Source organism: Neobacillus novalis NBRC 102450 (genome assembly GCF_001591805.1).
Taxonomy (GTDB): Bacteria; Bacillota; Bacilli; order Bacillales; family Cytobacillaceae; genus Neobacillus; species Neobacillus novalis.
Genome location: NZ_BCVP01000021.1, coordinates 57,023 through 72,147 on the forward strand (window position 1 = coordinate 57,023; position 15,125 = coordinate 72,147).

The window sequence follows — 15,125 nt, forward strand, 5'->3', positions numbered from 1 at the left end:
AGATGTGCAATAAGACTGACCCTTTCTGCGTTCTTGAACAGTAAGAAAAATAAAGCCCTTGACACTAAACAGGGCTATCGTTTTAAGCGTTTAAGGACATGTTCTTCAAAATCTGAATGATTGATATCCAATCCTAAAATTTCATTTCTAAAGGGCTTGAACCGTCCATTTTCCACTTCCAGGGTGAAATATCCCCGCTCACTTAACAGGTTAATATCTCCGATGATTTTTTTCCTTTGGACCGGATCAAATAAATGAACTAAATTTGGGTTGCTTGGATGTGCTTTAAACATGCACCCTTGTTCAACGCATACTCTTACAATATTTCGTACCTTTGGATGTACGATACTCTCAATTTTCTTGCTCGTTTCAACACTGGCCATACGCATTATTCTCCTTTCCCATCATAAAACATTATGCCAAGACGAAAGAAAATATGAAAACCAGCAAATCATTCTCCTTTCAATCTTCCATTTACTGGGTGTCACAAATTAGCCTAATTTCTACACGATATGAATGATTTACATCACAAACACGAGCAGGAATGAGTGTTATTTTATGAATGAGAAATATTATCACTAGTTTATATTGTTACATATTCCCAGCGAAGGAGAATCACAATGAGTGAATTCATAAATAATCGTGAACACCAGATCATTAAAAATACGGAACGACTAGAAATGTTAAAACAACTCTTTACCGATCTTCATAACGGCCGAAATGTGGATGAGGTTAAAGCTCATTTTGATGCGTTTATCGGAAAAATAACTGTTGATGAAATTTCACAGCTCCAGCACGATTTTGTTGACGGTATATCTGCTACGGAACTGCAGCGCCTATATTCTCTGCACAGCGAACTTTTTAGAGGTTCCATAGCGGGAGAAAACCATCAGCCAGGCTGGCCAGAAGAACAGCCAGGTCATCCGGTTCACACATTTAAGCTGGAAAACCAAGAAATTGAAAAACTACTTAAAACGAAGCTTCAAATCCACTTATTGCAGTTCGAAAAAGAAGATTCAGCAGATCATGTCTATAAAATCCTCGATGATCTTAATCTGTTATTAGATATTGATAAGCACTACAGCCGTAAGGAAAATTTGATTTTTCCATACTTAGAAAAGTACGGAATTTACGGCCCAACTACCAATATGTGGAGAATCGATGACTTCATTCGCGATGCCATCAAAGATGCGAAACAAAAATTAACCAACTATCTTGGAGATAAGCTGGCTGTCATTGAAACTGTTAACTATGTGATCGAAGAAGTAGACGGGATGATCTATAAAGAGGAAAATATTCTCTTTCCAATGGCCTTAAAGAACTTCACAGAAGATGAATGGGTGAAAATTGCCCATGAAAGTGATGAAATTGGCTTTTGTTTAATCTGTCCAGCAGAAGATTGGAAGCCTGATAGAAGGGCTTTGGATGAGAAAGCAATCTCGGAAGGATATATCAAGATGGAAACTGGGATTCTTTCGTTAAAACAACTGGAGCTGCTGTTGAACCATCTGCCAGTAGACATTACATTCATTGACCAAGACGATGTTGTCCGCTATTTCTCTCACGGAAAAGAAAGAATCTTTGCCCGGACAAAAGCGGTTATTGGACGGACGGTCCAAAACTGCCATCCGCCAAGAAGCGTCCATGTTGTTGAGGAACTACTAGCAGACTTTAAAGCAGGGAAGAAGGATTGCGAGGATTTCTGGATTAAATTCAAAGATAAATATGTTTACATTCGCTATTTTGCCGTTCGCGATGAAAACGGAAACTACATCGGCACCCTGGAATTCACACAAAATATTAACCCAATCCTAGCAATAGACGGGGAAAAACGAATTTTAACATCAAAATAATAGAGGTGTAATTATATTGGTGTCAGGCACCATTTTCCAGAAAACGGAAGATGGTGCCTGACACCTTCTTTTGTGACACCTTCTTTTGACACCTTTTTTGCGAAAATCTGACAATATTAGCTTTTTCATGCGGTTGAGCGCTAATTTCTGTCGATAAAAAAACGGGCCATTTTCACAAAGGTGTAACAACTGAAAAAAAATAATGGTAAAAACAGGAGATAATAAAAGTATAAATAAATGCAAAAAACCTACGCAATGGAAAAGAAGAAAATTTTTATTTAAAGGAGGATGACACATGAAAAATCGAAAATGGGTCGCCATGCTGTTGGCTGGTGGAAAGGGGACAAGATTAAACCAGCTGACAAACACGATTGTGAAACCAGCCGTGCCGTTTGGCGGGAAATACCGGATCATTGATTTTGCTTTAAGCAACTGTAAAAATTCTGGAGTCGAGACCGTTGGGATTTTAACACAATATCGGCCGCAGGCATTGCATGCCCATCTTGGCCATATCAGCTATTGGAACTTTTACAATCGGTACGGCAGTTTAACAATCCTTCCGCCCTATCAACGGGATAACGAAGGTGTCGGATGGTATGAAGGCACTTCACATGCGGTGTTTCAAAATATTGACTTTATCGAGCAGCATAGTCCTGATTATGTTCTGATTCTTTCTGCAGATCAAATCTATAAAATGGATTATTCGTTGATGCTTAAGCAACATATTGAAACAAACTCGGATTGTACGATTGCGGTTGTCGAAGTCCCATGGGAAGATGCCCATCGATTTGGCATCTTAGAAATAGACGAGACCACCTATAAAATTAAGGATTTTGTTGAAAAACCGGTAAAACCGACATCGAATTTGGCTTCCATGGGCATTTATATTTTTAAATGGCCGGTTTTAAAAGAGTACTTAATTCAGGAGGAACAGAAAGAATTTACTCATCGAGATTTTGGCATGGATATTATTCCAGCTATGCTGCACGATGGATTGGGGCTGTATGCCTACTATTTTAATCGTTATTGGAAGGATGTCGGCACTGTCCATAGTTTTTGGGAAGCGAATCTGGACCTATTAGATAAGCAGAAAAATATTTTCCTGCAAAACACGGAATGGAGAATTCATACCGTGGAAAATAATGAGCCGCCGTTGTATTTAGATGAAAAGGCAAAGGTGCATCATAGTTTAGTAAGTGAAGGCTGCCAAATATCCGGCACAATTGAACAATCTGTTTTGTTTAAAGGAGTTAAGGTAGGTAAGGGGGCTCGGATTAAAAACGCCGTCATCTTGCCTGATACGATTGTGGAAGAGAACGTGTGGATTGAAAATGCCGTAATCGGAAGCCAATCATTAATAAAACAAGGAGTGATCATTGTCTCGAGGAATCCTGCTGAGCATATAATGGTCGTCGGAAATCGGGAAACCGTTGACATAATGATCGAAGAAGATAATCTACCGGTAAATAAATTGAAAACTGTAATATCTTATTGAAGCAAAGAAAGTGCCAGGTACCATCCAGGAGTGGAAGGTACCTGGCAGTTTTTCGTAGTATAAATGAATGATTTTGAGGCTGTTTGAATAGAGTTTTTAAGAAAAGGACCATAACGACGAGGAAGTGGTAGAAAATGCAATCAAAACAAAATATAACCGAACGATTATCAACCATGATAAAAACCAACCAAAAGGGAGTTTTGGCTTCTGTTGTTTCTGTCCAGGGATCGGCCTATAAACGGGAAGGGGCAAAAATGATTGTCGGAGCGGATGGGGATTACCATGGGATGGTTTCCGGAGGGTGCCTAGAGTCAGATGTCTCGGCAATAGCAGTGCAAGTTGAGGAAACAGGAATACCAATGATAAAAAAATATGAGTTAAATGAAGAGTTAGTCTGGGGGCTCGGCTTAGGCTGCCCCGGTACGGTTGAAATACTAATTGAGCCGGTTAGTTTTTCTGCTGAATGGAAACATTTAGCTGATGCCTATGTGAACGCTGAGGAAATGGTAGTCTGTAAAGTTCTTCAAACGAAAGAAACTTGCAGTCCATTGCTCCTCGTAACCAACTCAGATGTCTTCGGGGATTGGACGGATGAGATTTTACAAAAAAAGGCAGTGTCGATTGCTCACCAGAAATTAAGTCAACAAGCATCCGCCTCCGAAAGTATCTGTTTGAAAGCGAAAAATGGAGAAGAGGTTTTCGTTTTCTTTGATGTTCATTTTCCAGCGCCACAGCTTGTGATATTTGGGGCAGGTGATGATGCCATTCCGCTTGCTAATTTAGGTGCCATGCTTGGTTTTCAAACAACCGTGATTGACCCTAGACCGGCCTTTAACACAAAAGAGCGTTTTCCTTTTGCTGAAATTTTGATAGCAGGAACGGAGCAATACGAAAATCTATCGGTCTTTGATTCTCGCAGCTATATTGTGATCATGAACCATCAGTTTGAAAGGGATACAAATGCCTTAACCTTTGCATTACAATCAGCTGCCCTCTATGTTGGGGTGTTAGGACCAAGATCGAGACGCGAAAAAATGATCGCTCATTTGCAAAACCAAGGAATTGTTTTTTCAAAGGAGGAGATGAAAAAATTATTTAGCCCGATTGGCCTTGATATTGGTGCTGATACATCGGAAGAGATTGGCTTAAGTATTATGGCGGAAATCATCGCTTTTCGTAATCGTCATCAAGGGGGATTTTTAAAGGAGCAATCTTTTATTCACCAAAAATCTCGAATCCCCATAAACGGGCATAGATGAAAAAGACGTGTGCGATGATAGTAGCGGCAGGAAATTCATCGAGGATGAACTTTCCCAAACCATTGCTTCAATGGCAGGAACAACCCTTACTTGAATATCAAATCAATCAGCTGACAATGCTTCCATTTTCAGAAATTATCGTGGTCCTTGGCCACAAGGCAGATACAATTATTAATCAGGTTTCGATTGTGGATTCAAGGGTTAGTTTGCTCAATTGCCAGACTTATCAGGAGGGATTAAGTTCCTCCTTGAAATTTGGATTGGAGTATGCCACGGAAAAACATGATGCTGTGTTGTTGATGCCAGTCGACTTGCCGCTAATCCAGTTGAAGACAATTAAACAAGTTTTTGAAGCCGGAGCTATTCTTCTAAATCGTATCGGTGAGCCGTTTGCCATCCAGCCGCGGTACGAGTTTCAAAAGGGACATCCCGTGTTTATCGGCAATTTTCAGGGGTTAAACTGGAGCGATCTCCACGGAGATATTGGGGCAAAACCGCAAATTAGACAATTGAAAAATCGTGAATTCATAGATACAAATGATATTGGTGTTATTTTTGATATTGATACGCCACAGGATTATCAGAAAGCTCTGTCCATTTATACACGAAAGACAGGAAATGCAAAAAACTAGCTTCTTCAAAAGTAGCTAGTTTTTTATTTTGGTAGATTTGACCTAGTTAAATACTAGAGAAATTTGGCCATTTGTCCTATCTCTCTCCTTGTATCGTCCTCCGCCAATTTTCGACATTAATTAGTTCGATTTTATTATTTCGAGAATCGAAACAAATAAATATTGCTCTTGCTATCCTTCATTCCTCATAGGGAGAGACCATTTCATAGAAATTCAGTCCTAGTAAGTATCGTCGGTAAGATAATTCGAACTAATCATGCAATTGTGAATAATAAAAAATATACTAAGTGAGAATAAATCTAAAGGAGGAAATAATTTGAAGAAGAAACTAATTGCACCAGTTGTTTTATCTACTGCGCTTCTTGCTGGGAGCATTCCATTTAGTAATGTTCTAGCGAAACAACCTGAGGAAACCGCAACAATTTCTCTAACAAATAAGTGGAATGAAAAGATGAATGTTCCCATTTTTGTTCGCGAGAAACAGCTAGATAAACGGAACTCTAGTACTGCTAGTGATGCCTTAAACTATTTAGAAGAAAAAAAGAGTAAGGTAAAAATCAGGAATCCAAAAGCGGATTTAAAAGTTAAAAAAACGAATAAAGATGAACTTGGAATGACGCATGTCCGTTTTAACCAAACGAAAAATGGAATACCGGTAGAAGGTGCGGAAGTACTCGTCCACTACAACGAAAAGAATGAGATAGTTGCTGTCAATGGTACTGTTAACGTCGATGTAGACGAACAAAACTTCAATACTAAACCTGAAGTAAATAGTGTAGTGGCCTTGGCGTCGGCAAAATCATCTGTAGATGCTCCAGCTCAATTACAATACGATCCGACAACAGAACTTGTCGTCTATCCATTTGAGGGAGAAAGTAGTTTAGCCTATAAAGTTAATGTTAATTTTCATGGAGAAGAGCCTGGCAACTGGTTTGTTTTTGTCGATGCCCAATCAGGTAAAGTGATTGACAAATACAATGCTTTAATGGACGCAGATGAAATCAAAACACAAACCGGTACGGGTACAGGTGTACTTGGGGCGCATAGACTCCTACATATTTCTCAAAGTAAAAATCCGAATACGGGTACCGTCTTTCAATTAGCAGATTATGGACATAAAAACTTAGGCGGAATTTTTACCTATGATGCTCCGACAGGTTCTTTATTTACTAGTAATAGTGCTTCCTTTAAGAAGGATTACGACAGGGCTGCCGTTGATGCTCATTATAATTCAGAAAAAGTATATCACTACTACCTTGATGAACACGGCCGAAACTCACTGGATGATAAGGGCATGGCAATCAATTCTTATGTTCACTATGGAACAAACTATAACAACGCTTTTTGGGATGGCCAGCAAATGACCTATGGCGACGGGGATGGTTCATACATGATCTCTCTTTCCGCCGGACTTGATGTCGCAGCCCATGAAATGACCCATGGTGTTACGACAAATACAGCAAATTTACAATATCGGTTTCAGCCTGGAGCACTTAATGAAGCGTTTTCTGACATCTTCGGTGCTTTAATTGATGATGCCAATTGGGAAATTGGTGAGGATATTATGGGCCCTGGCGCGAAAGCAGATGGCCGTGAATCTTTGCGGAGCTTAAGTGACCCAAGTAAATACCCAGTAGGTGCAGCGTATGTTCCATATGGGAATGGAAAAGGTAAATATCCTGCCCACATGAATGAGTTCTATGACCTTCCACGAAATTTAGATAATGGCGGTGTTCATATTAATTCTTCCATCATCAATCATGCTGCCTATACCACAGCACAAGAAATTGGACGAGAAAAATTAGGGAAAATCTACTACCGTGCATTGTCTGTTTATTTAACGCCAACATCTGATTTTAGCGCGGCTCGGAAAGCCATTATTCAATCAGCTGTTGACCTTTATGGAGCAGGCAGTTCAGAAGCTGCGGCTGCTGCAAACGGATTTAATAAAGTAGGAATTTTGGAATAATTAAGCTTGCTTGATTGAAGAGCCTTGAATAATTGTGCTATTATCCTATTATTATCAATACTTTTAAAAATGGGGGATTATAATGGTGAGAAAGGCTTATAATGCAGAAGGTGCAGTGTCAGTGGGACCATACTCTCATGCTGTCGATGCGGGGAAATTGGTATATTTATCAGGTCAAACACCATTGGACTCATCCGCGGGAGAACTAGTGACAGGGGGCATAGGGGACCAAACAAAGCAGTGCTTTATCAATTTATTCGAAGTGTTAGCGGCAGCAAATCTGACACCGGATGATGTTGTAAAGGTAAATGTTTATTTAACTGATATGAATCATTTTTCTGCCATGAATGAGGTTTATCAAGCGTATTTTTCCAAACCCTATCCTGCGAGGACATGTGTGGCTGTTTTAGCTTTGCCGCTTGGCGCAGAAGTTGAAATTGAAATGATTGCAAAAAGACCATAAGTGAAAAACAGGGAACTTCCAAGTAGCGGAAATTCCCTGTTTTTAAAAAAAAGAAATCAATAGAAGCAAGATGCTCCAACGATGATCAAAAGGATAAACAAGACAACGATTAAGACAAATGTACCGGCGCCGCCGAAACCAACACCACCGCCGTAGCCATAACCGCCACAACCACCACAACCACCAAATCCACCATATCCACCGTACATAGTATCTCTCTCCTTTTATGAATTTATTTTATTAATAGTAACCGCCATAGCCTCCGCCCATAAAGGAAGCACCTACAATTATTAGCAGGATAAACAAGACTACAACCAAAGCAAAACCTCCACCTGCACCATCAGACATTCCACAAACCTCCCTTGCCATTATTTATTTATAAAATATGTGAAAAATTAAAAATGGGAAGGGCACAAACCTAGAAATTGAAGACATTAGACCAAATCATTGATCATCGATTTCAGGAAATGCCTTGTTTTTAAGTAAATAAATTAAAACCGTATCAAAAAATGGTAAACTATTTAATAAACATGATTAAAGAGGTGTACATAATGATAAAAGCCATTTTTTTCGATTTAGATGATACACTCCTTTGGGATCAAAAAAGTGTCAAGGAAGCGTTTGCGGCGACCTGCAAATTTGCCGAAGAACGGTGTGGGGCAGACGCTGTTCAACTCGAAGAAACAGTTCGCGAAGCTGCTAGAAACCTATATTCTTCCTATGAAACTTACGCTTTTACGCAAATGATTGGGATCAATCCGTTTGAAGGATTGTGGGGTAATTTCTTAGATGATCACGATGAATTTAAAAAAATGAAAGAAATTGTTCCCGGCTATCGAAAACAAGCCTGGACTACGGGACTAAAGGCGATCGGTGTGGATGATCTTGAATTGGGATGCGAATTAGCAGAACGGTTCCCGAATGAACGCAGAAACCAGCCGTTTGTGTATGAGGAAACTATCAAAACGCTGGACTCACTAAAATTAAATTATCAACTTCTCCTGTTAACTAATGGATCACCGGACTTGCAAAAAACGAAACTAGGCCTGTCACCTGAGCTTATCCCTTACTTTGACCAAATTGTCATTTCGGGTGATTTTGGCAAAGGGAAGCCAGATCCGGCTATTTTCGAATATGCATTGTCACTGATGAACCTGGAGAAAAATGAGGTGATCATGGTCGGGGACAATTTATTGACAGATATTCTCGGTGCTAATCGTGCCGGAATCAATTCAGTTTGGATTAACCGCGATCAGAAAGAGCGAAATGAAGTAATACCCGCTTATGAAATTCAGCATTTGGAAGAGCTGTGTAGCCTATTAGAGGAATTAAAGGTGGAGTGTTAAGCAAGATTGACCAGCGATTTATTTTTTTGAATTAGCACCGAGATTTTATAGTGTAACTTTATCCTCCTTTTCCACGACTATAAAAATGAAACCTAATGTTGATAAAGGGGGATTAATTATGTCACATAAAAAAATGATTTTGATCATGAGTTCAGCTTTAGTAATTGGGCTATTAACTGGTTGCGGAACGGGTGCTAAAACAAATGGGAGCTCTGAAGGAATCAAAACAGAAAACCCTAGAGAGAATGAAATTGCTGCTAATTTCCTTTCCAACATTGAAACAAAAGAAGATAAACATACCATTATCGTCAAGTACAAGGTTAAAAATATATCGGGAAAAGTACAAAAGCTAACATTTTCTAGCGGGTTAGAGGCAGATTTCATTGTATATGATCAAGCAGGGAAAAAAGTCAAACAATATTCCGATGATGTGATGTCCACGCAAGTCATGAAGGAGATACTGTTAGAAAATAATCAAGAAATATCGAAAGAGTTTACCATTTCCGATTTTACCAATGGGCACTATAAAATAGAAGTATTCTTAACAGCTAAGGAAGAGGAAGCAAAAGCAGTTACGGACTTAATCGTTAAAAATTCTTTTTCCAAAGGATCAGGTAAACTAGTCGGCCTAATAGATAACCATACAGTTGAGATTGATATCGATGGAATAAAAACAGCATTCCAGTTAACGGAAGAAGCGCAGCAACAATATAAATCACTTAAAGAAGGCGCGCATGTTTCATTTGTTTATAAAGAAAATGAACATGAGCAAAAAGTGATTGAGAAGTTTGAGGTAGAACCTAAATAGAATAGTGTCAGGCACCGTCCAATAGATTGTGCCTGACACTGCTATTTCAGACGGAAAAGTCTTTGTGGTCTGCCGACTGTTCCATATTGCAGGAATTCCTCAGCCATTTCCTGTTCGATTAGGTAATCCAAATAAGCGCGAGCAGTTGAGCGGCTAACTCCTGCTATTTGGGCAATTTGGGCTGCACTGCGCAGATGCTGATCATGTATTAAGGATTGTTTCACCCTTTCTAAAGTACGTAGGTCAAGACCCTTGGGCATCTGTTCCTCAGCATGAGGCTTTGGGGCTCGATATTTTTTCAGACCCTCCACAAAGTTTTGATCTAGCTGGCTGCTGGAAAGTAGGTGAAATTTATACTGACTGTATTTCTTTAGCGTCTCTTTCAATAAATCTAGTCTAAATGGTTTGATTAAATAATCAAATATGCCTAATCTAAATGCCTCTTCAATAATATTGATTTCAGTAGCGGCTGTAATCAAAATGACATCGCAAGGAAGGTTCCTTGAGCGAATGTCCCGTAATACTTCAAGACCTGAACAATCTGGCAAATAGACATCAAGCAAGAGTAAATCGGGGCTGAGCTCGCTTGTAAGGGACATGGTTTCTTCAAAGTTTTTGGCAACCCCGATAAGCGTATATCCTTCCTGTTGATTAATATATTTGCCATGAAGATTGGCAATCATGAAATCGTCATCAATGACTAACACACGTTGCTGTACTCCACTCATTTCAATTCCTCCCCTACAGGCAAAGTTACAATCATGTTTGTTCCTTCTAAACTACTCTCGCAGGTAATGAATCCATTAATATTAGATAGTAAGCGACTAATAAACGCTAAACCATATCCTCGTCCTTTACCTTTCGTAGTAATTCCATCTTTAAAAAGCGATTCTTTGACCGCTGAATCTATTCCTGGTCCGTTATCCTTAACATGTATTTCTAGTTTATTTATTTCTTCTTTAATAAAAATGGAAACAAAAGGATGTACATGCTGAAAACCGGATATCTGTATCGCTTCGAACGCGTTTTCGACAAGGTTTCCTAATATTGTAATGACAATCTCTCTAAATGGGCAGTTCTCAGACACAAAGGATTCGTTATTTATATTTAATTGAATTCCAAGCTCCTGTGCTCGATGTGCTTTACCAACTAAGATTCCAGCAATCGCTGGGTCGCGGACCTTCGTCAAATAATACTGGATTGTATGTTGATAGTCTTCATTTTCTTGTTTAATAACCGATTCAGCCAAATCGTATTCAGACATCTGGATCAGTCCTGAAATTAAATGTAATTTATTCATGTATTCATGTCTTTGACTCCGTAATGTATCAACGTATTTCCCAATATCGTCCAAATGCCGGTCGATTTTTTCTAGTTGGAGCTTGTCCCTAAAAGTGCTGACCGCTCCAATTACTTTGTCCGACATAATGACCGGTACCCAATTAGAAACGACTAGCGTATTGCCGACAATCATCGGCTGATCGTTTAGGGGAATGCCTTTTTGGAGAACATCAGGCAAACTGCTCATCGGTAAAATTGCTGAAAGTTGTATCCCGATTAGTTCCTTATCGTCCATACCAAGCATTTTTTTTGCTTCACGATTGCACGTAACGATTTTCCCATCACTATTGACGGCGATGACTCCTTCGCGAATGGCCTCGAAAATGGAAGATTGCTTTTCCATTTCAAAGGCAATTTCATAGGGTTCTAAATTAAAAATTTGTTTTTTGACATGGCCTGATAAGAAATAGGCGCCTGTCAAACCGAAAAGAAGGGTAATTAGACCAATGCCGATAAACTTTACTAAAAATAAGTGTAATTGATGCCAAATATTTTTATCAAGAAAACCGACGGAGACAATCCCTATTTGCTGATGATTTTGGTTATAAATAGGTGCTTTTCCCCGTATCGAGTATCCGAGCGTACCCTTGGCTTTTGTGATACTTTCCCCGCCTTTTAGGACAATGTCGTTGTCCTCGCCCACCATATATTCTCCTATTCTTTCTGGATTCGGATGGCTATAGCGAAGGGTATCCATATTCCCGACAACAATAAATTCTGCTCCGGTTTTCAAACGGATAGTCTCAACAATCGGTTGAATTTCAGCTGATGGGTTTTGTTCATCAAATGCCGTAATAATTTGCGGCAGACCGGCTACTGTTTTCGCTACAGTAAGGGCACGTTTGCCGGTTTCTGAAAATTCATTAGATACAAACATATAGGAAAAGGCTGAAATAACTAGGATAAGGACGAAAAGAATATTAAAAGAAACAAGCCAATTGATTTTACTTCTTAACTTCATTTTTTTTATAAGCTGCATTCCATTCCCCTTGGATTAATTATTAGAAAAAAAAGAATATACAAACAGTTTAACAATAATCCTTAAAAGCAAAAAGTATTTTTCGTTGCCAATATCGCCAAAATGGTAAAAATCGATTTTATTAAACTTTTAGCCATAATATATCAAGTTTCTGAAAATTCTTATAATATTTTTGTTAAGCTCTATCAAAAAGGGGGTAAGGGTAGAAAATGATTGAATTAATCGGGGCCAGCAAGGAATTTATCAAGCCTTCTGGCGAGATTCACACCGTCTTAAACAATATTAATCTCATAGTAGGGAAAGGCGAGTTTTGTTCCATTGTTGGACCAACTGGATGTGGGAAATCAACGACATTAAATTTAATTGCTGGTTTTGAACAACCTTCAAAAGGAAAGGTTCAAATTCAAGGAACACAACTGCAAGGAATCAACAAACATGCTGCATGCGTTTTCCAAACGGAGAATGCCTTTCCATGGAAAACGGTTATTGACAATGTTTCTCTCGGTTTAAGATTAGACGGTGTCAAAAAAGAAGAAGCCTATAGCGAGGCAAGGAAATGGATTGAGAAAGTCGGTCTAAAAGGTTTCGAAGGACATTATCCTCACCAGCTATCAGGAGGAATGAGGAAAAGGGTTGCCTTGGCGCAGTGCTTAATCACGCAGCCTGAGATCCTCCTGATGGACGAGTCCTTCTCCGCTCTAGATGTTCATACGAGGGCGCTAATGGAAAATGAACTGCTTTCAATCTGGGAAGAAACCTCAGCATCTGTCATCTTCATCACCCACGATTTGGAAGAAGCGATTGCGCTAAGCGATCGAGTAATTGTGTTGACAGCCGGCCCGGCAGCAACGATAAAAGGGGATTATAAAATCGATCTAGAGAGGCCGCGTAATGTATCTGAAATTCGGTTTGACCCACAGTTTATGAAACTGCATGAGCAAATTTGGAACGATCTACGAGATGAGGTGTTCATTAGTTATGCACACGCAAACAATGCTTGACAATAAACAAGATGAAGTTTTGCTTCGCAAAAAAGAACTACAAATGAAAGCGGCAAAAATCAAGATACGAAACCTAAGCTTGCAAATTGCAGTCGCTGTGATTATTTTCGGTTCTTGGGAATTATTAGCCTCAAATCGTTACATTGATCCCTTCTTTTTTTCCAGTCCGGGAGCGATTATAAATCAGATTAAGGAATGGATTTTCGAAGGAACAAGCCAAGGACCTCTATATATTCATTTCATTGTAACTTTTGAGGAGACAATTCTTTCCTTTATAATTGGCGTCGTTTTAGGGGTACTTGCAGGATATATGTTAGGAAGCAATGATATTCTTGCTGTCATCTTTGGACCTTATATTCAAATGCTAAATGCTTTGCCAAGGGTTGTTTTGGCACCGATCTTTATCATTTGGTTTGGTTTAGGAATGCCTTCGAAAATAGCACTAGGCGTAACACTTACATTTTTTATTGTCTTTTTCAATGCCTTTCAAGGAGTACGAGAAGTCGATCGCAACTTGCTAAATAATGCTCGTTTACTGGGGGCAAACAAAAAGCAGTTGGCCAAACATGTTATTATTCCTTCCGCATTGACATGGATATTATCAAGTCTCCATGCTAGTTTTGGCTTCGCCCTTGTGGGTGTAGTTGTAGGAGAATTTATCGGTTCGACTAAAGGGTTGGGATTTCTTATTGCTCAAGCTCAAGGTGCCTTTAATACTACCGGTGTTTTCGCTGGAATGGTAATTTTATCGATTACTTCCTTACTCGCGACATGGGGAGTCGGCAAACTAGAGAAACGGTTTGTTGCTTGGCGCTTTGTCCGCCAATAAGGAAAATTCCTAAAGCTATGAAGTTTGTAGTTCCGTAGATAAAACATGAAAACTACTTTTAATTAAATGGGGGATTGTTAAATGTTAATGAAAAAATTTACACTATTAGGCACTTGTATTGTCCTTCTCCTTAGTCTATTTTTGGCTGGCTGCAGTAATACTGATAAAACAGCCGGATCTAAAAATACCGATGCTTCTTCTGAAAAGCTTCCAAAAGTGAAAATAATGGTGGGGGGCATGGAAAAAATCATTTACAGCCCAGCTAAATTAACGGAGAATTTAGGTTATTTTAAAGAAGAAGGACTTGACGTGGAGCTATCGAGTACAGCCTCTGGAGTCAATTCAGAGCAGGCCTTAATCGCAGGTGAGGTTCAAGGTGTGGTAGGCTATTATGATCACACCATCGATATTCAATCACAAGGGAAATATATTCAGACCGTCGTCCAATTTGGACTGGTTCCTGGTCAAAGATTAATGGTATCGAATAAGGCAAAGGATAAAATTAAAACGTTAGCCGACCTAAAAGGAAAAAATATTGGAGTTACGGGTCTAGGGGCATCAACAAACTTTTTAGCCAGTTATTTGGTGACAAAGGGAGGAAATAGTCCACAAGACTACGTTCCAGTACCAGTAGGATCGGGGAGCCCATTGATTGCGGCAATGGAGCAGGGGACGATTCAACTAGCTGTTACATCTCAGCCAACAATTGCCTTGCTAGAAGCAAAAGGTCTTGCTACTTCATTCAAGGATTTAGAAAGTCTGGATGGAACAAAGGAAACTTTGGGTGGTACCTATCCAGCATCTAGTTTGTACATGAGCAGCGATTATGTAAAAGAGAATCCAGAAGTAGCCCAGCGGTTAGCGAACGCATTTGTAAAAACGTTGAAATATATCAACTCACATAGCGCCGAAGAAATTGCTGATCAACTGCCAAAGGAGTATTATGCAGGGGACAAGAATTTATATTTGAAGGCGTTAGAATCCAGTTTGTCGATGTTCTCTCCAGATGGAAAAATGCCTTCAGATGGACCGGATAAAGTGTACGAAATTTTAACAACGTTTAATCCAAAGCTAAAGGATGCCAATATCGATTTAAGCAAAACCTACACAAATAAATTCGTTGATAAAGTGAAATAAGAAAAAGTGTCAG

The 15,125-nt window shown here is 39.3% G+C and carries 16 protein-coding genes; 11 read left to right on the forward strand and 5 right to left on the reverse strand.

The features are described 5' to 3' along the window. Window positions 1–74 precede the first annotated feature (74 nt). A complete protein-coding gene (locus BANVL01_RS16050; protein WP_066088378.1) occupies window positions 75–383 on the reverse strand; it encodes a hypothetical protein in 309 nt (102 codons plus the stop codon). A gap of 237 nt (window positions 384–620) precedes the next feature. On the opposite strand from BANVL01_RS16050, the gene BANVL01_RS16055 reads away from it, so the two are divergent. The 6 genes from BANVL01_RS16055 (at window position 621) to BANVL01_RS16080 (ending at window position 7,671) form a co-directional block, all read left to right on the forward strand. After that, entirely contained in the window at window positions 621–1,853 is a 1,233-nt protein-coding gene (locus BANVL01_RS16055; RefSeq protein ID WP_066088375.1) for a DUF438 domain-containing protein, read from the forward strand. Between the two features lie 295 nt (window positions 1,854–2,148). Next, complete coding sequence (locus BANVL01_RS16060) at window positions 2,149–3,348, forward strand: glucose-1-phosphate adenylyltransferase (RefSeq protein ID WP_066088370.1); 1,200 nt, start codon at window positions 2,149–2,151, stop codon at window positions 3,346–3,348. Window positions 3,349–3,482: 134 nt separating this feature from the next. After that, window positions 3,483–4,607: an XdhC family protein gene (locus BANVL01_RS16065; protein ID WP_066088367.1), complete on the forward strand. Its 1,125-nt coding sequence runs from the start codon at window positions 3,483–3,485 to the stop codon at window positions 4,605–4,607. Further along, the gene (locus tag BANVL01_RS16070; protein WP_082805018.1) at window positions 4,604–5,239 is read left to right on the forward strand and encodes a nucleotidyltransferase family protein; all 636 of its coding nucleotides are present in this window, start codon (window positions 4,604–4,606) and stop codon (window positions 5,237–5,239) included. Before BANVL01_RS16065 ends, BANVL01_RS16070 begins: the two co-directional genes overlap by 4 nt. 316 nt (window positions 5,240–5,555) lie before the next feature. Further along, on the forward strand, window positions 5,556–7,208 hold the full coding sequence (locus tag BANVL01_RS16075) for a M4 family metallopeptidase (RefSeq protein WP_066088363.1): 1,653 nt from the start codon (window positions 5,556–5,558) through the stop codon (window positions 7,206–7,208). A gap of 82 nt (window positions 7,209–7,290) precedes the next feature. Next, window positions 7,291–7,671, forward strand: a complete 381-nt coding sequence (locus tag BANVL01_RS16080) for a RidA family protein (protein ID WP_066088360.1) — start codon at window positions 7,291–7,293, stop codon at window positions 7,669–7,671. Window positions 7,672–7,727: 56 nt separating this feature from the next. Here BANVL01_RS16080 and BANVL01_RS16085 read toward each other — a convergent pair whose 3' ends face one another. After that, on the reverse strand, window positions 7,728–7,880 hold the full coding sequence (locus BANVL01_RS16085; RefSeq protein WP_066088357.1) for a YjcZ family sporulation protein: 153 nt from the start codon (window positions 7,878–7,880) through the stop codon (window positions 7,728–7,730). Between the two features lie 31 nt (window positions 7,881–7,911). After that, entirely contained in the window at window positions 7,912–8,019 is a 108-nt protein-coding gene (locus BANVL01_RS26825) for a YjcZ family sporulation protein (RefSeq protein WP_082805019.1), read from the reverse strand. A gap of 203 nt (window positions 8,020–8,222) precedes the next feature. Here BANVL01_RS26825 and BANVL01_RS16090 point away from each other — a divergent pair, with 203 nt between their 5' ends. Continuing rightward, window positions 8,223–9,017: an HAD family hydrolase gene (locus BANVL01_RS16090; protein WP_066088354.1), complete on the forward strand. Its 795-nt coding sequence runs from the start codon at window positions 8,223–8,225 to the stop codon at window positions 9,015–9,017. 118 nt (window positions 9,018–9,135) lie between these two features. Then, window positions 9,136–9,825 (forward strand): LytA/YqiH family protein, encoded by a 690-nt coding sequence (locus tag BANVL01_RS16095; protein WP_066088351.1) that lies wholly within the window; start codon window positions 9,136–9,138, stop codon window positions 9,823–9,825. 41 nt (window positions 9,826–9,866) lie between these two features. On the opposite strand, the gene BANVL01_RS16100 is transcribed toward BANVL01_RS16095, so the two are convergent. Continuing rightward, window positions 9,867–10,553 (reverse strand): response regulator, encoded by a 687-nt coding sequence (locus tag BANVL01_RS16100; RefSeq protein WP_066088348.1) that lies wholly within the window; start codon window positions 10,551–10,553, stop codon window positions 9,867–9,869. Next, a complete protein-coding gene (locus BANVL01_RS16105; protein ID WP_066147971.1) occupies window positions 10,550–12,145 on the reverse strand; it encodes an ATP-binding protein in 1,596 nt (531 codons plus the stop codon). Before BANVL01_RS16105 ends, BANVL01_RS16100 begins: the two co-directional genes overlap by 4 nt. A gap of 209 nt (window positions 12,146–12,354) precedes the next feature. Here BANVL01_RS16105 and BANVL01_RS16110 point away from each other — a divergent pair, with 209 nt between their 5' ends. From BANVL01_RS16110 to BANVL01_RS16120, 3 genes are all read left to right on the forward strand, one after another. Continuing rightward, window positions 12,355–13,146: an ABC transporter ATP-binding protein gene (locus tag BANVL01_RS16110; RefSeq protein ID WP_066088344.1), complete on the forward strand. Its 792-nt coding sequence runs from the start codon at window positions 12,355–12,357 to the stop codon at window positions 13,144–13,146. Further along, window positions 13,124–13,975 (forward strand): ABC transporter permease, encoded by an 852-nt coding sequence (locus BANVL01_RS16115; RefSeq protein ID WP_218010670.1) that lies wholly within the window; start codon window positions 13,124–13,126, stop codon window positions 13,973–13,975. The genes BANVL01_RS16110 and BANVL01_RS16115 overlap by 23 nt, the downstream gene beginning before the upstream one ends. An 81-nt stretch (window positions 13,976–14,056) precedes the next feature. Continuing rightward, complete coding sequence (locus BANVL01_RS16120) at window positions 14,057–15,112, forward strand: ABC transporter substrate-binding protein (RefSeq protein WP_218010671.1); 1,056 nt, start codon at window positions 14,057–14,059, stop codon at window positions 15,110–15,112. Window positions 15,113–15,125: the final 13 nt, after the last annotated feature.